General features: G+C 61.2%; 16 protein-coding genes. 11 read left to right on the top strand and 5 right to left on the bottom strand.

All coding sequences use genetic code 11. The annotated features are described in order from the left end of the window. Positions 1-2: 2 nt before the first annotated feature. Both P3T25_RS23750 and P3T25_RS23745 read left to right on the top strand, forming a co-directional pair. Positions 3-1118: a porin gene (locus P3T25_RS23750; RefSeq protein WP_174825278.1), complete on the top strand. Its 1116-nt coding sequence runs from the start codon at positions 3-5 to the stop codon at positions 1116-1118. 80 nt (positions 1119-1198) lie between these two features. Continuing rightward, on the top strand, positions 1199-2569 hold the full coding sequence (locus P3T25_RS23745; protein ID WP_429359070.1) for a gluconate:H+ symporter: 1371 nt from the start codon (positions 1199-1201) through the stop codon (positions 2567-2569). Positions 2570-2722: 153 nt separating this feature from the next. Here the strand turns inward: P3T25_RS23745 and P3T25_RS23740 are convergent, their stop codons facing one another. From P3T25_RS23740 to P3T25_RS23725, 4 genes are all read right to left on the bottom strand, one after another. Further along, complete coding sequence (locus P3T25_RS23740) at positions 2723-3553, bottom strand: alpha/beta fold hydrolase (protein ID WP_429359069.1); 831 nt, start codon at positions 3551-3553, stop codon at positions 2723-2725. Positions 3554-3561: 8 nt separating this feature from the next. Continuing rightward, a complete protein-coding gene (locus P3T25_RS23735; RefSeq protein ID WP_429359068.1) occupies positions 3562-5154 on the bottom strand; it encodes a benzoate-CoA ligase family protein in 1593 nt (530 codons plus the stop codon). 95 nt (positions 5155-5249) lie between these two features. After that, complete coding sequence (locus P3T25_RS23730) at positions 5250-6848, bottom strand: 3,4-dehydroadipyl-CoA semialdehyde dehydrogenase (protein ID WP_429359067.1); 1599 nt, start codon at positions 6846-6848, stop codon at positions 5250-5252. A gap of 8 nt (positions 6849-6856) precedes the next feature. Further along, positions 6857-7336, bottom strand: coding sequence for a DUF4863 family protein (locus P3T25_RS23725; RefSeq protein WP_266239556.1), 480 nt, complete (start codon positions 7334-7336; stop codon positions 6857-6859). Positions 7337-7522: 186 nt separating this feature from the next. Between P3T25_RS23725 and P3T25_RS23720 the strand changes: the two genes are divergently transcribed. The 4 genes from P3T25_RS23720 (at position 7523) to boxA (ending at position 13148) form a co-directional block, all read left to right on the top strand. Next, positions 7523-8527, top strand: coding sequence for a helix-turn-helix transcriptional regulator (locus tag P3T25_RS23720; RefSeq protein ID WP_154559070.1), 1005 nt, complete (start codon positions 7523-7525; stop codon positions 8525-8527). Positions 8528-8643: 116 nt separating this feature from the next. After that, the gene (gene boxC / locus P3T25_RS23715; RefSeq protein WP_154559071.1) at positions 8644-10314 is read left to right on the top strand and encodes a 2,3-epoxybenzoyl-CoA dihydrolase; all 1671 of its coding nucleotides are present in this window, start codon (positions 8644-8646) and stop codon (positions 10312-10314) included. Positions 10315-10410: 96 nt separating this feature from the next. Beyond that, positions 10411-11838, top strand: coding sequence for a benzoyl-CoA 2,3-epoxidase subunit BoxB (gene boxB, locus P3T25_RS23710; RefSeq protein ID WP_429359066.1), 1428 nt, complete (start codon positions 10411-10413; stop codon positions 11836-11838). Between the two features lie 65 nt (positions 11839-11903). Continuing rightward, positions 11904-13148: a benzoyl-CoA 2,3-epoxidase subunit BoxA gene (boxA, locus tag P3T25_RS23705; protein ID WP_429359065.1), complete on the top strand. Its 1245-nt coding sequence runs from the start codon at positions 11904-11906 to the stop codon at positions 13146-13148. Positions 13149-13229: 81 nt separating this feature from the next. Here the strand turns inward: boxA and P3T25_RS23700 are convergent, their stop codons facing one another. Continuing rightward, positions 13230-13994, bottom strand: a complete 765-nt coding sequence (locus P3T25_RS23700; protein ID WP_429359064.1) for a TetR/AcrR family transcriptional regulator — start codon at positions 13992-13994, stop codon at positions 13230-13232. A gap of 302 nt (positions 13995-14296) precedes the next feature. On the opposite strand from P3T25_RS23700, the gene P3T25_RS23695 reads away from it, so the two are divergent. The 5 genes from P3T25_RS23695 (at position 14297) to hydA (ending at position 21634) form a co-directional block, all read left to right on the top strand. After that, positions 14297-15577 (top strand): Zn-dependent hydrolase, encoded by a 1281-nt coding sequence (locus P3T25_RS23695; RefSeq protein WP_429359063.1) that lies wholly within the window; start codon positions 14297-14299, stop codon positions 15575-15577. A 142-nt stretch (positions 15578-15719) separates the two neighbouring features. After that, on the top strand, positions 15720-17069 hold the full coding sequence (locus tag P3T25_RS23690; protein WP_429359062.1) for an NAD(P)-dependent oxidoreductase: 1350 nt from the start codon (positions 15720-15722) through the stop codon (positions 17067-17069). Between the two features lie 67 nt (positions 17070-17136). Continuing rightward, complete coding sequence (gene preA / locus P3T25_RS23685) at positions 17137-18471, top strand: NAD-dependent dihydropyrimidine dehydrogenase subunit PreA (protein WP_154559076.1); 1335 nt, start codon at positions 17137-17139, stop codon at positions 18469-18471. Between the two features lie 124 nt (positions 18472-18595). After that, entirely contained in the window at positions 18596-20107 is a 1512-nt protein-coding gene (locus tag P3T25_RS23680; RefSeq protein WP_429359061.1) for an NCS1 family nucleobase:cation symporter-1, read from the top strand. A gap of 75 nt (positions 20108-20182) precedes the next feature. Then, on the top strand, positions 20183-21634 hold the full coding sequence (gene hydA / locus P3T25_RS23675) for a dihydropyrimidinase (RefSeq protein WP_200621958.1): 1452 nt from the start codon (positions 20183-20185) through the stop codon (positions 21632-21634). Positions 21635-21787 lie beyond the last annotated feature (153 nt).

The raw sequence follows: 21787 nt of genomic DNA, 5'->3' as shown, positions 1-21787 counted from the left end.
TGATGCACAAGCAGATTCTTCGTACGGCTATCGCGTTCGCTGCCGCCGGACTCGCCGCGCAGGCCGCCCACGCGCAAAGCAGCGTGACGTTGTACGGCATTGTCGATGCCGGCTTTACCTTCACCAATAACCAGAAGGGTGAGAAGGCTTATCAGGCGACGCAGGGCAACGTGCAGGGTTCGCGCTGGGGCCTGATCGGTAGCGAAGATCTGGGCGGCGGCAACAAGGTCCTGTTCAAGCTCGAAAACGGCTTTAGCCTGGAGAGTGGCGCAGCCGGTCAGGGCGGCCGCATGTTCGGCCGTAGCGCATGGGTAGCGCTCTCCAACAGCAAGGCGGGTACGATCACGCTCGGCCGTCAGTACAACAGCGTGCAGGACTATCTGTCGAACATGCAGATCAATGGCGTCGGCGCGATGAGCCAGTACGGCAATGCGATCTACGACAACGACGATATCAACAACACGTACCGTACCGACAACGCGGTCAAGTACACCACGCCGACGTATGCCGGGTTCACCGCAAACGCAATGTACGCGTTCTCGAACACGGCGGGGCAGTTCGCCAACAACCGCGCATGGAGCGTCGGCGCCGACTACGTGAACGGTCCGCTGCACCTGGACGCGGCATACTCGCTGGTCAATCAGCCGGCTACCAACACCACGGGCGCGGCGCCGTCTGACAACTACTACAGCACCAGTTCGTCGATCATCAGCGGCGTGAAGCGCAACCAGGTGTGGGGCGCGGGCGGTTCGTACGTGTTCGGCCCGGCAACCTTCCTGCTGCTGTACACGAACTCGCAATTCCAGTTGCTCAGCGGCGGCAGCCTGCACTTTGCCAACTATGAAGCCAGCGTGAAGTATCAAGTCACGCCGGCCGCGCTGCTCGCGCTCGGTTACATCTACACGACACAGAACACGAGCCGGACCACGGCCACTAATGCCCATTACAACCAGCTAAGCGTGGGCGGCGAGTACTTCCTGTCGAAGACCACCGATCTCTACCTGAACGGTATCTACCAACGTGCGTCCGGTTCGCACGCATGGGTCGAAGGTATTTCGAATCCGTCGAGCAACAACGGCCAGTTCGTGACCGTCGCCGGCATCCGCCACAAGTTCTAAGTCCGCCGCCCGCGCCGCTGCGCATGCAACATTCCGCTCAACGGAGGCTGCGGCGCGGTTCTTTCTTTTCAGGAGCACCTATGGCGACCGTTCAAGGAAGTCTGTTACTCGTCTATGCATTGATTGCCATCATCGCGCTGGTCGTGCTGATCGCGCGCTTCAAGATGAACCCGTTCATTACGTTGATGATGGTGTCGGTGGCGTTGGCACTCGCCGTCGGCATGCCGGCGACGTCGATTCTCAAGTCGTTCGAAACGGGCGTGGGCGGCACGCTCGGCCACATTGCCATCGTGGTCGGGCTCGGTACGATGCTCGGCAAGATGATGGCCGAATCGGGCGGCGCCGAACGTATCGCGCGTACGCTGATCGACCTGTTCGGGCCGAAGAACGTGCATTGGGCGATGATGTGCATCGCGTTCCTCGTCGGCCTGCCGGTGTTTTTTGAAGTCGGTTTCGTGCTGCTGATTCCGATCGCATTCAACGTCGCTCAACGGACCGGTACGTCGATGATTCGCGTCGGCATTCCGATGGTGGCGGGTTTGTCCGTCGTGCACGGTCTGATTCCGCCGCACCCGGCTGCGTTGCTCGCGGTCACGGCGTACAACGCGGATATCGGTCACACGATTTTCTACGCGCTGATCGTCGGCATTCCGACCGCGGCCGTGGCCGGTCCGCTGTTCTCGAAGCTGATCGCGCGCTTTGTCGTGCTCGACGGCTTTAACCCGATGGCGCAGCAGTTCATCGAACAGGACGCGAAGCGCTCGCATCAGGAACTGCCGGGCTTCGGCATCACGTTATTGACGGTGCTGTTGCCGGTGTTGTTGATGCTGGTCGGCAGTTGGGCGGATTTGATCGTGCCGGCCAAAACGTCGCTGAACAACGCGCTGCGCCTGATCGGCCATCCGGACATGGCTTTGTTGCTGGCCGTGCTGTTGAGCTTCTACACGTTCGGCAAGTCACGTGGCTTTAATCGCGAGCAGATTCTCAAGTTCACCAACGAGTGTCTGGCGCCGACTGCGAGTATCACGCTGGTGGTGGGAGCGGGCGCGGGCTTCGGGCGCATTCTGATCGATAGCGGCGCGTCGAAGGCGATCGTCGATGTGGCGACCGGCGCGCACGTGCCGCTGCTGATTCTCGCGTGGCTGGTGGCGGCGTTGATTCGTGTGGCGACCGGTTCGGCAACGGTCGCGATGGCGACGGCGGCCGGCATCATTGCACCGATCGCGGCAGCGGCGGTGGGCACGGCGGGCGGCGTGCGGCCCGAGTTGCTGGTGCTCGCCACCGGCGCGGGGTCGCTGATTCTGTCGCACGTGAACGACGGCGGGTTCTGGCTGGTGAAGGAGTACTTCGGTATGACTGTGCCGCAAACCTTCAAGACGTGGACCGTTTGCGAAACGATTATTTCGGTGACGGCGCTGGTGTTGACGTTGGGGCTTTCGACCGTGATTTGAGCGGGGAGGCTTTGTCGCGGCGTGTCATTCATTAGACGCGCCGCGATTTCACATTGCGCTCCCATTCGCGCGACTATCGCCGCGATCTCCCGACTATAGAAGGTGCCGCAACAACCTCGGGCCGTAAGCGGGAAAGAGTTGCCTTGATGGTGTTCAACGCTGCCGCGAGATAAACGCCGCAATCACCTCGTTCAACGCATCCGGTGCATCGCGATGCGGCGAGTGTCCGCAAGCATCGAGCTTTACCAGTCGAGCATGCGGCACGCGCTTACCGATCGTATCGATCTGCGCCATGGTGCCGTAGTTGTCGTCGTGGCCTTGCACCGCGAGTAAAGGTTGCCTGATGGCAGCCAGTTCATCGACGATGCGCCATTCCCTGAACGCAGGATTCAGCCAGATATCGTTCCAGCCGTAGAACGCGGAATCGACGTCTGCGTGATAGCGGCTTAGCTTGCTGCGCAGATCAGTGGTTTCGTAGAGCTGCTTGGTTTGCGCAATGCTTTCCACAGAGATGTCTTCGACGAATACATGTGGTGCGATCGCTACCGCACCGGCCAATTCATCCGGATGCTGCGCCGCGTAGAGCAGCGCGATCGACCCGCCGTCGCTATGCCCGATCACCCACATGCGCCTGCGTTCCTGCGTGCCGATATCGAGCGCATCGAGCAAAGCGGGCAGGATATCGCGCGCTTGTGCGGTCATGAAGTCGACCGGCCATTTGACGTCGTGCGCACGCGGTGTGGATAGTCCATAACCGGGTCGCGAATAAACGAGACCACGCATGCCGAGCCGCTCGCACAAGGCTTGTGGCCAGTCGCGCCACATCGCGATCGAGCCGAGTCCTTCGTGCAGGAAGACCGCGATCGGTGCATTGGCCGCCGCTTCATTCACCCAACGATATTCGATGCGCAACGGCCCATGCGATGCCGTGGCGAGCAGTTCTGCGAATTCGCTAGCAAGGGTTGCGGTTGCGGGCTTCTGCATGGATCACCTTATGACTGTTCGCGCAGTTTGAAGCGTTGAATCTTGCCGGTAGCGGTTTTAGGCAAATCGTCGATGAACAGGATATCGCGCGGATACTTGTGCGGCGCGAGCCGTTCCTTGACGAAAGCCTTCAACTCATCCGCGAGTATCTCAGACGGCGTGAATTCACGCTTCAACACTACGAATGCGCGGGTCTTCACGAGGCCGCCGTGATCCACGCCGACCACCGCGGCTTCCAGCACTGCGCCGTGCTGCACCAGGACCATTTCCACTTCGACGGGCGATACGTATTGACCGCTCACTTTCAGCATGTCGTCGCTGCGGCCCGCATACACGTAGCAGCCGTTCGCGAGACGGCGGTATTTATCGCCGCTGCGGATCCATTCGCCAAGGAACGTCGCGCGCGATTTCTCGCGATTGCTCCAGTACATGAGTGCCGCACTCGGTCCTTTGATAAACAGATCGCCGACTTCGTCGTCGGGCACCGGATGTCCGGCTTCGTCGCGCAGTTCAACTTCGTAGCCGGGCACGGGGCGCCCCGTGGTGCCGTACTCGACTTCACCCGGGCGGTTTGACAGGAAGATATGCAGCATCTCGGTCGAGCCGATGCCGTCGAGAATTTCGCAGCCGAAGTGCGCGGTGAAGCGCTCGCCAATTTCGCGCGGCAGCGCTTCGCCCGCCGACGTGCACACGCGCATCGCGACATCGGCGCGCGCGGGCAGGTTGGGTGAGACGAGCATGCTCGCGTAGAGCGTCGGTACGCCGTAGAAAATGGTCGGACGATGCTGTACGAGGCGAGTAAAAATCGCGTCGGCGGTGGGACGTTCAGCCATCAGTACGGCCGTAGCGCCGACCGAAAGCGGGAACGTCAAACCATTACCCAGACCGTATGCAAAGAACAACTTGGCCGCGGAGAAAACCACATCGCTTTCGACGATCCCAAGAATCGGCTTCGCGTACAACTCGGCAGTCCAGTACAGATTCGCGTACGTATGGACGGTGCCTTTCGGTTTGCCCGTCGAGCCGGACGAATACAGCCAGAACGCGATATCGTCGCAACCGGTCGTGGGCGTCTTGATGGCCGGCGTGGCTGCATCGATCAGATCTTTAAGCAACGGCGCCGTCAAAGGCTCGCCTTCAGGCGGCTGTGAAACGATCAACTGGCAACCGTCGTGTTCGGTGGTATCCATCGCCTGCGTGACATTCGGCAGCAATGCGCCGGATGCGATCACGGCGCGCGCATGGCTGTGCGTCAGCATGTACACATAGTCGGCCGTGGTGAGCAACGTGTTCGCGACGACCGGCACGACGCCTGCATAGAGCGCACCGAGAAAGGCAATCGGCAGTTCGACGGTATCGAGCATCACCAGCAGCACGCGCTCTTCCGGATGCACACCGAGTGTGCGCAATGCGCTCGCGAAGCGCCGGGCCCGTTCTTCGAGTTCGCCGTAGGTGGTGGTGCCGGTGTCGTCGATATAGGCGGTCTTGGCGGCGCGCGCTTCATTCAGTCCAAACAGATAGGCCGCGAAATTGAATACCGCGGGCGGCGGTTCGACAGTCGGGGCGGGCCGACTCGCAGCCGTTTCCAGCAGGGCTTCCATGTGTCTCCTCCATCGGGTGGGGGCGGTCCGGCGGTTATGTGCTCTTGATCCGCGCGATGCTTACTGTCTGATTGCTTGAAGCCTGTCTCGTCCCGCTATGCTGCGGGCAAATGGGTGGTTTGCGTCAGTGCGTCGATTGCAGCGCTCGATGCCTGAACGGCAGAGCGCCTGTGATAGAACCCCAGTGCGCGCAGCCCGCCGAGTTCTTCTCCGCCACCCGCGCGGCCCGGCCCGCCATGCAGCGACATCGGCATCACGTTGCCGTGGCCGGTTTGACTCTGCTGGACTGCAGGCGAGATCGCGTGGACACGTCCGTGCGAGTCGGCGAGTTCCAGTGCGAGCTTGGCGAGATGCGCGTCGTCGTTCGAATAGATCGAGGCGACGAGCGAGCCTTGGCCGCGTCGCGCGAGTGCGACGGCGTGCGCTTCGGGAAGGGCGCCGTTTGCTGCGGTGGCGACGCGATAGGGCGCCACGGTCGCCACTGGCCCGAATACTTCGACGTCGTGCAGCAGCGTCGCGCTATCGGGATCGTTGACCACGAACAGATGCGGCGCGACGCAGGCGGCAATCGTTGCGTCCGCATCGATAAGCGGCGCAGCCGAGCCGTCGTATGCGAGCACGGCTTCCTCGCGCAACGCCGCGACGCCGGCCAGAACGTTCTCGTATTGCTCGCGGCTGACGAGCGAACCCATCCGCACGGCGTCGTTGCGTGGATTGCCGACGGTAATTTTCGCGAGCTTTGCTTTGAGCGCTTCGAGTACCGCTTCGAGCGATGCTTCAGGCACGAAGGCGCGCCGGATCGCCGTGCATTTCTGACCGGACTTCACGGTCATTTCCCGCACCACTTCCTTGATGAACAGTTCAAAGGCCGGCGTATCGGGTGTTGCGTCGGCACAGAGAATTGCGCTATTGAGGCTGTCGGCTTCGACATTCAGACGCGCACCATGCTCGACGAAAACCGGATGCGCGCGCAGTGTCGCGGCGGTTTCCGCTGAGCCGGTGAACGACACCACGTCGAATGCCTGAATCTGATCGAGCAGACCTGCGGAACTGCCGCAGATGACGGACAACGCGCCGGGCGGCAGAATGCCTGCGTCGACCACATCGGCAACCATGCGTTGCGTGAGCCATGCCGTCGCCGTGGCGGGTTTGATAATGACGGGCACGCCGGATAACAATGCGGGCGCTGCTTTCTCCCACAAACCCCACGATGGAAAATTGAACGCGTTGATGAAGAGCGCGACGCCGCGCGTTGGCGTGAGCACGTGCTGCACGCTGAACGATTGGTCCTTGCTCAACGAAGCGGTATTAGCGTCGCGCAGCGCATGTACATCACCGAGCGACGCACCGAGTTTCGCGTAGTACGACAGTGTGAAGATGCCACCGTCGATGTCGACCGCCGAATCATTGCGCGTGGTGCCCGAGTTCGCAGTCGCGATTGCATAGTAATCGTCGCGTTTGGACTGCAGCAGTTTGACGATCTCGGCCAGACGCGCAGCGCGCTGTGCATAGGTCAGTGCACGCAGGGCCGTGCCGCCTTCTTCCCGAGCGAAACCAAATGCATGGTTGAGATCCAGGCCCTGGCTCGACACGCGCACGAGCGCTTCGCCGGTGATCGGGTCGGTCAGCGTCACGCCTTCACCGTCGCCCGCGACCCACTGGCCCGCAACGTAGTTCTTCAATAGTTCGGTCATAGCGAGTCTCAGGCGGAAGGTGAGCTGGGAGTGAATTCGATCGCGCCTTGCGGCAGCAGATACAGCACCAACGCCTGCCCATTCTCAACGGTCGGTCGATGCGCGCTGCCGGGGCCGTACACGCACCAGCCGGCCGGATGACCGTCGAAGGTAGCGCCTTCGGTGAGCGGCATGATCAGATCGATTTCGCCGTTGGGATGCACATGATGCGGACCGGCAATATCCTTCATATCGACCACGTCGACGGAAAAGCCGTGGGTTTCCGGCAAGGCCTTGAAGATCCGGCCATAACGAATGCCGCCGCCTTCGCGGTTGCACAGCCAGCCTTCGGCCACGCCGGTGCGGCAGGCATCCGCCAGTTCGCGGAAGGTCGCGCCATCCGCGGGATACGTGTCGTTGAGCCACGTGGCCAGCGTGCCGTCGAGCGGGCGGCCGGCGAGTTGCTCGGTCACGCCCGCAATCAGGCGTTGAAAGTCATGTGGGGACATGCAAGCCTCCAGATCAGCGCGCGCGCACGCACCTTAATTCATACGTGCTGTTGCGCTGTCTCCGTGACGCTGCCGAAAAACCTCGACAGCGTTTGTTATTAGATCAATATTTGGCGAAAATTAACTGTTCACCAGAGCCCTGTCAAGCACTATAGTACATGTAACGTATTCAATAGGCAGTTAAACATGAATCAAAATTACTCTTCCGCGCCGCTGGACGATCCTGCCGATGAGGACGCGAGCCGCTCCGCTGGGGCCAACCGCGGAGCGGACAGCGGGGCCGAGCGTGGGACGGAGCGCGAGGAACGCGATCCTTTTCTAACGGCAATGGGTGATCGCGTGCGCTTGCTGCGTGCGCGCCGTGGCATGACGCGCAAGACGCTGGCGACTGAAACCGGCTTGTCGGAGCGTCATCTGGCGAATCTGGAATCGGGCGTGGGCAACGCATCGGTGCTGGTGTTGCGGCAGATCGCGGCGACGCTGAACTGCCCGCTGGCCGAAGTGATCGGCGACGAAACCACTTCTTCCGCCGAATGGCTGCTGATCCGCGAACTGCTGCAGGGGCGCGACCAGGCGGCGCTACAGCGCGCCCGCGTGGCGCTTGCCGAGATGTTCGCGCAGGCGCCGCGCGACCCGCATCGCAAGGACCGGATCGCGTTGATCGGCCTGCGTGGGGCTGGTAAGTCGACCTTCGGCCGGATGCTGGCGCAGGAGCGCAAGGTGCCGTTCGTCGAGCTGACGCGCGTGATCGAGCAACTCGCCGGTTGTCCGCCGTCGGAGATTCATTCGCTTTATGGTGCGAGCGCTTACCGGCGTTATGAACACCGCGCGCTGGAGGCGGTGATTCACGAGCACGAGCGCGCTGTGATCGCGTCGCCGGGCGGGCTGGTGTCGGAGTCGGGCACCTTCAATGCATTGCTGTCGCACTGCTTTACCGTATGGCTGCAGGCCACGCCGGAAGAGCATATGCGCCGCGTTGTCGCGCAGGGCGATCTGCGTCCGATGTCCGGCAACAAGGAGGCGATGGATGACCTGAAGCGCATCCTGGCGGGGCGTAGCGAACTATACGGCCGCGCCGACATGACCTTCGACACCAGCGAAAAAACTTTGGCAGACGCCTATTTGCAGTTGCGCGACCGGCTGGCTGCAAGGCTCGCGGCAGAATCGCCGGACGAAGTACGGGTGAGCTGAAATGCAGTGCGAGCCTAGGGTTTACTAGCAAACATGCACTAAAGTGCTTTACTCGGGGATGACGATGCACTATTGTTCAAAAACAAGTTTTGCATCGTCCAGTCAGGAGACGCCCCATGTCCACAGCAGAAACCGCCATCGCGCCGGTCGACTACCGCACCGATCCTTCGCAGTACAAGCATTGGAAGCTGAGTTTCAACGGTCCTGTCGCGACCCTTGGCATCGATATCGCCGAGGACGGCGGGATCCGGGACGGCTACAAGCTAAAGCTGAATTCATACGACCTTGGCGTCGACATCGAACTGCACGACGCGATACAGCGCATCCGCTTCGAGCATCCCGAAGTCAAAACGGTGGTGCTAACGAGCCTGAAGGACCGCGTGTTCTGCTCGGGCGCAAACATCTTCATGCTGGGACTGTCCACGCATGCGTGGAAGGTCAACTTCTGCAAGTTCACCAACGAAACGCGTAACGGTCTCGAAGACTCGTCGCGTCATTCAGGTCTGAAGTTTCTCGCCGCCGTGAACGGTGCATGCGCCGGTGGCGGTTACGAACTCGCGCTCGCTTGCGACGAAATCTATCTGGTCGATGACCGCTCGTCGTCGGTTTCGCTGCCGGAAGTGCCGCTGCTGGGCGTGCTGCCGGGTACAGGTGGCCTGACGCGTGTTACCGATAAACGCAAGGTGCGTCACGATCGTGCAGACATCTTCTGCACGGTGGTCGAAGGCATCCGCGGTGAACGGGCGAAAGCATGGCGTCTCGTGGATGAAGTCGTGAAGCCGAATCAGTTCGATCAGACGATTCATGCGCGCGCGCTGGAACTTGCCGAACAAAGCGATCGTCCGTCGGACGCACAAGGCGTCATGCTCACGCGTATCGAACGCACCAACCGCGAAGACGGCCTGACTTATAAAACGCTCGACGTTACGATCGATCGTGCGAAGCGCATCGCCACCTTCACGGCGAAAGCCCCGCAAGCGGGACAACCCACGGAGATCGACGCGATCGTCGCCGCAGGCACGAGTTGGTGGCCGCTGCAGTTCGCCCGCGAACTCGACGACGCGATTCTGTCGATGCGTACCAACGAACTCGAGGTCGGCACCTGGGTCTTCAAGACCGAAGGCGACGCCCGTAACCTGCTCGCTACCGACGCCACGCTGATGCAGCACAAGGACCACTGGTTCGTGCGCGAGACCATCGGCCTCCTGCGCCGCACGCTGGCACGTATCGACGTGTCGTCGCGTTCGCTGTTCGCACTGATCGAACCGGGTTCGTGCTTTGCCGGCACCTTCGCGGAACTCGCGTTTGCTTGCGACCGCAGCTATATGGCCGCACTGCCGAGCAACGAAGACGAAGAGCCGGCGATCACGCTGTCGGAAGTCAATTTCGGTCTCTATCCGATGGTTACGCATCAATCACGTCTCGCTCGTCGCTTCTATGAAGAAGTCGAACCGCTCGACGCGGTGCGCTCGAAGATCGGCCAGGCGATCAAAGCTGTTGAAGCCGAGCGCCTTGGTCTCGTGACCGCATCGCCCGACGATATCGATTGGGCCGACGAAATCCGCATCGCGCTCGAAGAACGCGCGGCGATGTCGCCGGATGCATTGACCGGACTGGAAGCGAATCTGCGCTTCAACGGCCCGGAAACGATGGAGACGCGTATTTTCGGGCGTCTCACCGCATGGCAGAACTGGATCTTTAACCGGCCAAACGCAGTGGGCGAGAAGGGCGCGCTCAAGGTGTACGGCAAGGGCAGCAAGGCGCAATTCGACGTCTCGCGCGTTTGATTCTTTCGACGCGACGCAACGTAACTGAAAGCGACGCCACCTGCCTGATACGCGCCTCTCATCCGCAAGCTCTGTATTCCGACCAAGGAACCGACCATGTCTACGATCAACTACAGCGAAAAGATTCCGAACAACGTCAATCTCGCCGACGACCGTGCACTGCAACGCGCGCTCGAACAATGGCAGCCGAATTTTCTGTCGTGGTGGGGCGATATGGGCCCGGAAGGCTCGCACGGCTATGACGTGTATCTGCGCACGGCGGTGAGCGTCGACGCGGGCGGCTGGGCGCATTTCGATCACGTGAAAATGCCGGACTACCGCTGGGGCATTTTCCTTACGCCCGGCGAACAGGACCGCAAGATTCATTTCGGCGAGCACAAGGGTGAGGCCGCGTGGCAGGACGTGCCCGGCGAGCATCGCGCGAATCTGCGCCGCATCATCGTCACGCAAGGCGATACGGAGCCGGCTTCGGTCGAGCAACAACGGCATCTGGGTTTGACCGCGCCGTCGATGTACGACCTGCGCAACCTGTTTCAGGTGAATGTAGAAGAAGGGCGCCACTTGTGGGCGATGGTGTACCTGCTGCATCGCTACTTCGGCCGCGACGGTCGCGAGGAAGCCGAAGCGCTACTCGGCCGCCGTTCGGGCGACGAAGACAATCCACGCATTCTCGGCGCTTTCAACGAGAAAACGCCGGACTGGCTCGCGTTTTACATGTTCACGTACTTCACCGACCGCGACGGTAAGTTCCAGTTGTCGGCGCTCGCCGAGTCGGGCTTCGATCCGCTTGCACGTACCACGAAGTTCATGCTGACCGAAGAAGCGCATCACATGTTCGTTGGCGAATCGGGTGTGTCACGCGTGATCCAGCGCACGGCGCAAGTGATGAACGAACTGGGCACGGACGACGTCGCGAAGATTCGCGCTGCTGGCGTGATCGATCTGCCGACCATCCAGCGGTACTTGAACTTCCATTACTCGGTGACGATCGACCTGTTCGGCGCTGATCATTCGTCTAATGCGGCCACGTTCTATAGCTCGGGCCTGAAGGGCCGCTATGAAGAGAACAAGCGCGACGACGACCATCAACTGAACGGCCAAAGCTACAAGCTGCTCGACGTGCAGGACGGCAAACTGGTCGAGCGTGAAGTGCCGATGCTCAACGCCATGAACGAAGTGCTGCGCGACGACTACATTAAAGATTCGGTGGCGGGTGTCGGCCGCTGGAACAAGGTACTCGAAAAGGCCGGCATCGATTTCCGCATGAAAGTGCCGCATAAAGCGTTCAACCGGCAGATCGGCACGTTTGCAGGTACGCGTGTGTCGCCGGACGGCCGCGTGATCAGCGAAACCGAATGGGCCGCCAATGAAGCGAAGTGGCTCGCTTCACCGGAAGACCGCGCGTATGTCGCCTCGCTGATGGGCCGCGTCGTAGAGCCCGGCAAGTTCGCGAACTGGATTGCGCCGCCGGCAATGGGTGTGAACCGTCAGCCGGTCGATTTCGAATACGTGCGTTTTAACTGAGCACGGCGATTGAAAACGTGCGGCGTGCGGCGTCGTATTCGCACGAATATCTGGTGGAGGATGTCATGAACGGCCCAGTATCGATCGAAGTTCTCAGGCAGCATCTGATCGATCCGGAAATCTGCATTCGCTGCAATACCTGCGAAGAGACGTGCCCGGTCGATGCGATCACGCACGACGAGAACAACTATGTGGTCAAGGCGGATGTCTGCAACGGCTGCATGGCGTGCGTGCCACCGTGTCCGACTGGCTCGATCGATAACTGGCGCACCGTGCTGAAAGCCGATGCGTATTCCATCAACGAGCAATTCAAGTGGGACGTGTTGCCCGAGCAGAACACGATGGCTGTACCTGCTGCTGAAGATGAATCGGCCGCGGCGGGAGCGTCAGGCGATGAGCCGACGGATGCAAGCGGTATTGAAGTCGATACCGTGCGCGGGTCGGTCGTCCCGCCATGGTCCGCGGCGAAACCGTACGTGAATCTTTATACGCACAAGGCGCCGACTACCGCGACGGTGGTCGGCAACTACCGGCTCACCGACGGTTCGACCGAGAGCGACATCCATCACATCGTGCTTGATTTCGGTTCGATGCCTTTTCCCGTGCTGGAGGGGCAGTCGATCGGCATCCTGCCGCCGGGAGCGACCGCCGATGGCCGCACACATCACGCGCGGCAGTATTCGATCGCGAGTCCGCGCGATGGCGAACGGCCCGGCTATAACAACGTGTCTCTCACCGTGAAGCGCGTGTCCCAGCAGCACGGCGACGCGCTCGATGGGGTCTGCTCGAATTATCTGTGCGATCTGAAGAAGGGCGACATGGTCAGCGTGATCGGCCCGTTCGGTGGCACCTTCCTGATGCCGAATCATCCGAACTCGCATTTGCTGATGATTTGCACGGGCACTGGTTCAGCGCCGATGCGTGCGATGACTGAGTATCGCAGACGGCGTCGTCTGAAAGGTGCGACTGGCAAGCTAATGTTGTTCTTCGGCGCGCGCACGAAAGAAGAGTTGCCGTACTTCGGGCCGCTGACGAATCTGCCGAAGGATTTCATCGACACGAATCTGGCGTTTTCGCGCACGCCGGGCCAGCCGAAGCGTTACGTGCAAGACGCGATGCGCGAGCGCGCGGTCGATGTCGCGCAGATGCTCAAAGACGACAACACGCATATCTACGTGTGCGGGTTGAAGGGGATGGAAGACGGCGTGCTGCAAGCGCTCAAGGAAATCGGCGAGCAGCACCAGCTCGATTGGGAAGCGCTATGGATGAAGCTGAAGCGGGAAGGGCGGCTGCATCTGGAGACGTATTGAATCGCTAAGTCTCAAGAGAGACATCACACAGTGAGTGGTGCGAAGGCCCGGCTGCTTTAAAAAAACGCAGCCGGGCTTTTTTTATCTCGAGGGATCCGCGCCGTCTTCGTGCTGCGACGGCGACACCGCCCCACACGCACGAATCACCAACTGCACGACTTCCTCCGTCGTCACCTCAAACGCTTTCTGCGTCAGCGCGCGTTTGCCTTTAAGCGCGCGAATCTGCGCGTCGAAGTCGGCGTAATGCTGGGTAGTCGCCCAGATCATGTACATCAGCGTTTGCGCATCCACCGGCGCCAGCAGCCCGCGCGCGATCCAGTCGTCGATCACCTTCACCCGGCTGTCCAGCCACGGCTTCACGCGCCCCGTGAGAATGTCCTCCATATGCTCCGCGCCGTGAATGATCTCGCTTGCCCACACCTTCGAGCCTAACGGCCGGCGGCGCGACAACTCCATTTTCGCGCGTACGTATCCGCCAATCGCTTCGACCGGATCGTCGCTGCATTCGAACGTGTCCGCCGCGCGATGCCAGTCTTCGAACAGGTCTTCCAGCACACGCCGGTACAACGCGAGTTTTGTCGGGAAGTAGTAATGCAGGTTAGCTTTCGGTAAGCCTGCACGCTCCGCGATCATCGCGGTGCTGGTTCCGTCGAGTCCTCGCTCGGCGAAAACCGCTTCGGCGCACGCCAACAAATGCGCTTCATTCGACTCGCGAATGTGCGCCTTGCGCCGCCGCAAAGGTGCGCGAGTTTCGTCCAGTGTCTCGTCGTTTTCCGTGATGTCGGCAGCCACGTTGTCGTCTCTCATGTTGGCCTTCATCGGCATGTGTGCCGCGTCGCGCTTCATTCTAGTCGTTTGAGCGCGGATGGACACGCGCATTCGAGGTCGTCGAAAAATGCGTGCTGCAGTGCAATGGCACGCTTCTCGCTATGTTTCCTACCGTACGAAAGGTGTTGATTTGGCGGGCTTAATCGTCTACAACCTGTCCAACTGGACAGGATTGAGAGAGCGGGAGATGCCCCAGGGTTTGCCCTCTGTATAAGAGGCGATCGAAGGCATCGAGTGTGCACCGCCGCCGTGCGGACACGCCCCAAAACCCGCCGCCGATGCACCAGTTTCATGTCGATTCACCGAAAGGAGCGAGACGAATGAACGCGGTATCCGAAGCGCTGAAGCACGCAGAACCCGATACGTCGATCAAGGTCGACGGCAAGCGGCTGTGGGACAGCCTGATGACGATGGCGAAGATCGGCGCGACGCCCAAAGGCGGCGTCTGCCGATTGGCGTTGACCGACCTCGACAAACAGGGGCGCGACCTGATCGTCAGTTGGGCGAAAGAAGCGGGTTGCACGGTCAGTGTCGATCAGATGGGCAATGTGTTCATGCGCCGCGCTGGGCGTAACCCCGATGCGTTGCCGGTCATGACCGGTTCGCATGCGGACTCGCAGCCGACCGGCGGCCGCTTCGACGGTATCTACGGTGTGCTCGGCGGACTCGAAGTGATCCGCAGTCTGAACGATCACGGCATCGAGACCGAGCATCCGGTTGAAGTGGTGATCTGGACCAACGAGGAGGGCTCGCGCTTTGCGCCCGCCATGGTTGCCTCGGGGGTGTTCGCCGGCGTCTTCACACTGGACTACGGGCTCTCGCGCAAGGACGTGGACGGCAAGACCATCGGCGAAGAACTCAAACGTATCGGCTATGCGGGCGATCTGCCTTGCGGTGGACGTCCGCTGCATGCCGCGTTCGAATTGCATATCGAGCAGGGGCCGATTCTCGAAGCCGAGCACAAAACCATCGGCGTGGTGACCGATGCGCAAGGTCAGCGCTGGTACGAAATTACGCTGACGGGACAGGAGGCGCATGCGGGTCCGACGCCGATGCCGCGCCGTCGCGATGCATTGCTGGGCGCCGCACGCGTGGTCGATCTGGTCAATCGAATCGGGCTGGATAACGCGCCGTTCGGCTGCGCAACGGTCGGCATGATGCAGGTCTATCCGAACTCGCGCAATGTGATTCCGGGCCGCGTATTCTTCACCGTCGACTTCCGTCATCCGGACGACGCGGTGCTCGCAAAGATGGATGCGGCGTTACGTGAGGGCGTGGAGAAAATCACCAGCACCATCGGTCTGGAAACCGAACTCGAGCAGATCTTTTACTACGCGCCAGTCGCTTTCGACGAAGCCTGCGTGAAGTCAGTACGCGCCGCGGCCGAACGCTTCGGCTATCCGCATCGCAACATGGTGTCAGGCGCGGGACACGACGCCTGTTATCTGTCGCAAGTCGCGCCGACTTCGATGGTGTTCGTGCCGTGCGTCGACGGGATCAGTCACAACGAGATCGAGGACGCGACCTTCGAATGGATCGAAGCGGGCGCCAACGTTTTGCTGCACGCCATGCTCGGACGAGCGTGCGAGCCGGTTTCATAACGCTTTAGCGGTAGCGGTTGTAGTTGCGGGTTTTAGTTGATTCCCTAGCCTCACCGTAGTGCCCATAAAACATGCCGCCCCGGCTCCGCTTCAGCGCAGCCGGCGGGACCGGCTACGTCCTCACATCGAAGAAGGAACGTGTATGGCCATCAAGCAAACCGGCGATATTGCGGCTCAACGCCTATCGGCCGATCAACTCTCGTGCGAGTTCTCCGATATCGCACCGTTGCTCGACGCGAGTGCCGCGGCCGCAGCAGCGAGCCGCTGTCACTACTGTTACGACGCGCCGTGTGTGAACGCGTGCCCGACGCAGATCGACATTCCCAGTTTCATTCGCAAGATCAGCAACGGCAATCTGAAGGGCGCGGCCGTCGACATTCTGTCGGCGAATCCGCTGGGCGGCATGTGCTCGCGCGTTTGCCCGACCGAGATTCTTTGCGAGGGTGCTTGCGTGCGCAACCATCAGGACGCGAAGCCGGTGGCGATCGGCGCGCTGCAACGTCATGCGACCGATTGGGCGATGGCGCGCGGCGAAGTGCTGTTCAAACGTGCGGCTGAAACGGGTCGGCACGTCGCGGTGGTCGGTGCGGGACCGGCTGGACTGGCGTGTGCGCATCGGCTTGCATTGGCCGGCCATAACGTGACCATCTACGACGCGCACGAGAAAGCGGGTGGTCTGAACGAATACGGCATCGCTGCCTATAAAACCGTCGATGATTTTGCGCAACGCGAAGTGGCGTGGCTGTGCTCGATCGGCGGCATCGAGATCAAGCACGGCGTGGCGCTTGGACGTGACGTGGAGCTCGACGCGCTGCGCAAGCAGCATGATGCGGTCTTCCTCGCGATCGGTCTCACGGGCGTGCGCGCATTGGCGATGGACGGTGAGGACCTGAGTGGCGTGATGAACGCAGTGGATTTCATCGAACAGGTGCGCACGGCGAGTGACTTCGGCACGGTGCCGGTGGGCCGGCGAGTCGTCGTGATCGGCGGCGGCAATACGGCAGTGGATGCAGCCGTGCAAAGCCACAAGCTTGGCGCGACGTCGGTGACGATGGTGTATCGGCGCGGCGTCGAGTCGATGAGCGCGACGTGGGCCGAGCGCGATTTCGCGCAGACCAACGGCGTCACGCTCGTCACGCATGCAAAGCCGATGCGTTTGATCGGAGACGGCGGCGTGGTGACCGGTGTCGAATTCGAGCGCGCGTTAGGCGATGGCAGTCAGGAGCGCTTCGTGGTCGAGGCCGACATGGTGTTAAAGGCAATCGGGCAGACGCTGGTGCCGGTCGGCATCGAGCGCGAACTGTTGACACTGGACGGCAGCCGTATCGCAGTCGATGCCAACGGACAAACCTCGTTGCCCGGCGTATGGGCGGGTGGCGATTGCGCGGCGACTGGCGGGGTCGATCTGACGGTACAAGCGGTGCAGGACGGCAAGGTCGTCGCCGCCGCGATTGACGCCCAGTTCGCCCGCACAGCAGTCAAAGCCGCGTGAGACTGCACAGAGCCGCTTAAGCCACGCATCACACCAAGATAAAACAGAAGTCCCCAAGGAGCCGAACATGGCCGATCTGCGCTGTACGATTGCCGGCATTACGTCGCCGAATCCCTTCTGGCTCGCTTCCGCGCCGCCGACCGACAAAGCCTATAACGTGAACCGCGCGTTCGAAGCGGGCTGGGGCGGGGTCGTGTGGAAGACACTGGGCCTCGACCCGCATGTAGTGAACGTCAGCTCACGCTATGGCGCGGTGCAATGGAACGGCCAGCGCATCGCGGGCCTGAACAATATCGAACTGATCACTGACCGTCCGCTCGACGTCAACCTTAAGGAAATCGCCCAGGTCAAACGCGACTGGCCGGATCGCGCGATGATCGTCTCGCTGATGGTGCCGTGCAACGAGCGCGACTGGAAGTGGATTTTGCCGCTTGTCGAAGACACCGGCGCCGACGCGGTGGAATTGAATTTCGGCTGCCCGCACGGCATGAGCGAGCGCGGCATGGGTGCGGCGGTCGGTCAGGTGCCCGAGTACATCGAGATGGTCACGCGCTGGGTCAAGGAGGGCTCGAAGTTGCCGTGCCTCGTCAAGCTCACGCCGAATATCAGCGACATCCGCCTCGGTTCGCGCGCGGCCTATAAAGGCGGCGCGGACGGCGTGTCGCTGATCAACACGATCAACTCGATCGTCGCGGTGGATCTCGACGCGATGTCGCCGCTGCCGATGGTCGACGGCAAAGGCACGCACGGCGGCTATTGCGGTCCGGCGGTCAAGCCGATCGCGCTGAACATGGTGGCCGAAATTGCACGCGACGTGGAAACGCCGAATCTGCCGATCTCCGGCATCGGCGGTATTTCGACGTGGCGCGATGCGGCCGAATTCATGGTGCTCGGCGCAGGCAGCGTGCAGGTCTGCACGGCGGCGATGCACTATGGATTCCGTATCGTCTCCGATCTTGCGGATGGTCTTTCAAACTGGATGGACGAAAAAGGCTACGCGACGCTCGACGACATTCGCGGCCGCGCTGTGCCGAACGTCACCGACTGGAAGTACCTGAACCTCAAATACGACATCAAGGCGCGCATCGATCAGGACAAATGCATCCAGTGCGGCCTCTGCCATATCGCCTGCGAAGACACCGCACACCAGGCGATCATGAAAGAAAAAGATGGCGTCCGGCATTTTGAAGTGATGGACTCCGAATGTGTCGGCTGCAATCTGTGCATGCATGTGTGCCCGGTCGAGCAGTGCATCACGATGGAGCGCGTGGACAGCGGCGAGTATGCGAACTGGACCACGCATCCGAACAACCCTGCACGGGTGGATGCTGGTGAAAGCGACAAGTCAGACGCCGTTGAAACCGCCGAGCATGCCCATGCCCACGCAGCAAAAGCAGCTTGAAACCTGAGCTACCAGTAGGAAAAGAAACGAAGCGAAGCGCTTGTACTGAACCTGTAATTTTCCCTCAAGGCCTGACGCGCCATCAGAAGCCGCGCAGGCCTCAACGATCAGTGGAGATCTTTCGATGAAGCAGACAGCGCAACCCGTCGATCCGCAGTTTGCGGCCGGCGCGCAGGGCAGCAGTCTTTACAACGACGACCTTGCGCCGACCGGCGTCGCACAGCGCACGTGGCGGTGGTATCACTTCGCCGCGCTGTGGGTGGGGATGGTGATGAACATCGCGTCGTACATGCTCGCGGCCGGTTTGACGGAAGAAGGCATGTCGCCGTGGCAGGCGGTGGCAACCGTACTGCTCGGCAATCTGATCGTGCTGGTGCCGATGCTGCTGATCGGGCATGCGGGCGCGAAGCACGGCATTCCGTATGCGGTGCTGGTGCGTTCCTCCTTCGGCACGCAGGGTGCGAAATTGCCGGCGATGCTGCGGGCGATCGTCGCGTGTGGCTGGTACGGCATTCAGACATGGCTGGGCGGCAGCGCGATCTACACGTTGCTGAACATTCTGACTGGCAACTCGCTGCACGGCGCGGCCTTGCCTTTCCTTGACATCTCGCTCACGCAGCTCGCGTGTTTCCTGGTGTTCTGGGCGCTGCAGATCTATTTCATCGTGCACGGCACCGATTCGATTCGCTGGCTCGAAAGCTGGTCCGCACCGATCAAGATCGTGATGTGTGTCGCGCTGGTGTGGTGGGCCACCTCGAAGGCAGGCGGTCTCGGCTCAATGTTGTCGGCGCCGTCGCAATTCGTGCCGGGCGGCAAGAAAGAAGGGATGTTCTGGGCGACTTTCTGGCCCGGCCTCACGGCGATGGTGGGTTTCTGGGCGACCCTCGCGCTGAACATCCCCGACTTCACACGCTTTGCTAAAACGCAGCGCGACCAGATCATCGGCCAGTCGATCGGTTTGCCGGTGCCGATGGCCTTGCTCTCGGTGATCTCCGTGGTGGTGACGTCGGCGACCGTGGTGATCTACGGCAAGGCGATCTGGGACCCGATCGACCTGACGAGCCGCATGACCGGCATCGGCGTCGGCCTTGCACTGATCATCCTGACGCTGGATACGATGTGCTGCAATCTGGCGGCTAATCTTGTTGGGCCGGCTTATGATTTTTCGAGCCTGTGGCCGAAGGGCATTTCGTATCGCGTCGGTGGCATGATTACCGCGACCATCGCCATTGTGATGATGCCGTGGAAGATTCTTGCCACCACGCAGGGCTATATCTTCACGTGGCTGGTTGGATACTCGGCTTTGCTCGGTCCGGTAGCGGGCATTCTGATGGTCGACTACTTCCTCATTCGCGGCACACGGCTGGACCCGCGCGAACTGTTCGACGAGCATGGCGAGTACAGCTACACCGGCGGCTGGAATATCGGCGCGGTGGTGGCGCTCGTGATCGGCGTGCTGCCGAATTTGCCGGGTTTCCTGCACACCGCGTTTCCGGCGTCATTCCCGAATGTGCCGGCGATTTTCAACACGCTCTATACGTATGCCTGGTTTGTCGGACTCGCGTTGGCGTCGATCGTATACAGCGCGTGGATGAAGCTGAGCAAAGGACCGAGTGCGCGCGTGGCGAGTGCCTGAGTGTGTCCATAAGCCACGCACGAAGCAAACGAAGTACGTAGCACCGAAACCAGCAGTTCATAAGGAGGCGGCACCATGACGACCCTGATTCGCGGCGGCACGATTATCGACGCGGAGAACACGTATCGTGCGGACGTGTTGTGTGCGGACCCGCAGGACGGCGGCACGATCCTGCAGATCGGAGCGGACCTGGAGGCGCCGGCCGGCGCCACGATCGTCGATGCGGGCGGGCAATATGTGATGCCCGGAGGCATCGATCCGCATACGCATATGGAATTGCCGTTCATGGGCACCACGGCCAGCGACGATTTCTATACCGGCACGGCCGCGGGTTTATCCGGCGGCACGACCAGCATCATCGACTTCGTGATTCCGAGCCCGAAGCAATCGCTGATGGAGGCCTTCAAGGAATGGCGCGGCTGGGCTGAAAAAGCATCGGCAGATTATGGTTTTCACGTTGCGGTGACGTGGTGGGACGATTCGGTCTACCGCGACATGGGTACGCTGGTGCACGAACACGGCGTGTCGAGTTTCAAGCACTTCATGGCCTATAAGAACGCGATCATGGCCGACGACGAAGTGCTGGTGAACAGCTTCTCGCGCTCGCTCGAACTCGGCGCACTGCCCACCGTGCATGCGGAAAACGGTGAGCTGGTGTTTCAGTTGCAGCGTCAGTTGCTTGCCAAGGGCTTCACGGGACCGGAGGCGCATCCGTTGTCGCGACCGCCTGAAGTGGAGGGCGAGGCCGCCAATCGGGCGATTCGCATTGCGCAAGTGCTCGGCGTGCCGGTGTATATCGTCCACGTGTCCGCGAAGGATGCGGTCGACGCGATTGCGCGTGCCCGCAGCGAAGGCCTTCGGGTATTCGGTGAAGTCTTGCCGGGTCATCTGGTGATCGACGAAGCGGTGTATCGCGATCCCGACTGGACCCGCGCGGCGGCGCACGTGATGAGCCCACCGTTCCGTTCCGCGGAGCATCGCGAAGCATTGTGGCGGGGTTTGCAAGCGGGCCAATTGCACACCACCGCGACCGACCACTGCGTGTTCTGCGCGTCGCAGAAGGCGATGGGCCGTGAGGACTTTACGAAGATCCCGAACGGCTGCGGCGGCGTGGAAGATCGTATGGCGGTGCTCTGGCATCACGGCGTGAATTCGGGGCGTCTCACGCCGAACGAATTCGTGCGTATTACCTCAACCAACGCCGCGCAGATTTTCAACCTGTATCCGCGTAAAGGTGCGGTCCAGGTGGGCGCGGATGCCGACCTGGTCGTGTGGGATCCGCAGGCAAGCAAGACGATTTCGGTGAAGACGCATCACCAGAAGGTCGACTTCAACGTGTTCGAAGGCATGACGGTGCAGGGCGTGGCGATGCACACGCTCACGCGCGGCGCGCTGGCATGGACCGATGGTGAACTGCGGGCAGTGCGTGGCGCAGGGCGTTATCTGAAGCGCCCGCCGAATCCGGCTTACTTCGACGCGATCCGGGTGGCCAATAAGCGGAAGGAGCCGCATCCAGTGGAGCGGTAAGCCGTTTGCAATCTGACGGGCGGCCTCGCAATGCCGCCCGTACCGACTATTTTTCAACGCCGCGCGTTCGCCGCGGCGATACCCCTCCCGCGTTTTCCCCGATGGCGCCCGGCACGTGTTCCGTGGTGCGATGCATGCCGCGTCTGCCATATC

Source organism: Paraburkholderia sp. GAS32 (genome assembly GCF_050434225.1).
Classification (GTDB): Bacteria; Pseudomonadota; Gammaproteobacteria; order Burkholderiales; family Burkholderiaceae; genus Paraburkholderia; species Paraburkholderia madseniana.
The sequence above is the reverse complement of the archived record's forward strand: the minus strand, read 5'-3'. Positions and strand labels throughout refer to the sequence as shown.

Excerpts from the sequence above, each read along its gene's own strand:
- P3T25_RS23750 (WP_174825278.1), top strand. The coding sequence starts at position 3 with ATGCACAAGCAGATTCTTCGTACGGCTATCGCGTTCGCTGCCGCCGGA.
- P3T25_RS23745 (WP_429359070.1), top strand. The coding sequence starts at position 1,199 with ATGGCGACCGTTCAAGGAAGTCTGTTACTCGTCTATGCATTGATTGCC.
- P3T25_RS23740 (WP_429359069.1), bottom strand. The coding sequence starts at position 3,553 with ATGCAGAAGCCCGCAACCGCAACCCTTGCTAGCGAATTCGCAGAACTG.
- P3T25_RS23735 (WP_429359068.1), bottom strand. The coding sequence starts at position 5,154 with ATGGAAGCCCTGCTGGAAACGGCTGCGAGTCGGCCCGCCCCGACTGTC.
- P3T25_RS23730 (WP_429359067.1), bottom strand. The coding sequence starts at position 6,848 with ATGACCGAACTATTGAAGAACTACGTTGCGGGCCAGTGGGTCGCGGGC.
- P3T25_RS23725 (WP_266239556.1), bottom strand. The coding sequence starts at position 7,336 with ATGTCCCCACATGACTTTCAACGCCTGATTGCGGGCGTGACCGAGCAA.
- P3T25_RS23720 (WP_154559070.1), top strand. The coding sequence starts at position 7,523 with ATGAATCAAAATTACTCTTCCGCGCCGCTGGACGATCCTGCCGATGAG.
- boxC (WP_154559071.1), top strand. The coding sequence starts at position 8,644 with ATGTCCACAGCAGAAACCGCCATCGCGCCGGTCGACTACCGCACCGAT.
- boxB (WP_429359066.1), top strand. The coding sequence starts at position 10,411 with ATGTCTACGATCAACTACAGCGAAAAGATTCCGAACAACGTCAATCTC.
- boxA (WP_429359065.1), top strand. The coding sequence starts at position 11,904 with ATGAACGGCCCAGTATCGATCGAAGTTCTCAGGCAGCATCTGATCGAT.
- P3T25_RS23700 (WP_429359064.1), bottom strand. The coding sequence starts at position 13,994 with ATGAAGCGCGACGCGGCACACATGCCGATGAAGGCCAACATGAGAGAC.
- P3T25_RS23695 (WP_429359063.1), top strand. The coding sequence starts at position 14,297 with ATGAACGCGGTATCCGAAGCGCTGAAGCACGCAGAACCCGATACGTCG.
- P3T25_RS23690 (WP_429359062.1), top strand. The coding sequence starts at position 15,720 with ATGGCCATCAAGCAAACCGGCGATATTGCGGCTCAACGCCTATCGGCC.
- preA (WP_154559076.1), top strand. The coding sequence starts at position 17,137 with ATGGCCGATCTGCGCTGTACGATTGCCGGCATTACGTCGCCGAATCCC.
- P3T25_RS23680 (WP_429359061.1), top strand. The coding sequence starts at position 18,596 with ATGAAGCAGACAGCGCAACCCGTCGATCCGCAGTTTGCGGCCGGCGCG.
- hydA (WP_200621958.1), top strand. The coding sequence starts at position 20,183 with ATGACGACCCTGATTCGCGGCGGCACGATTATCGACGCGGAGAACACG.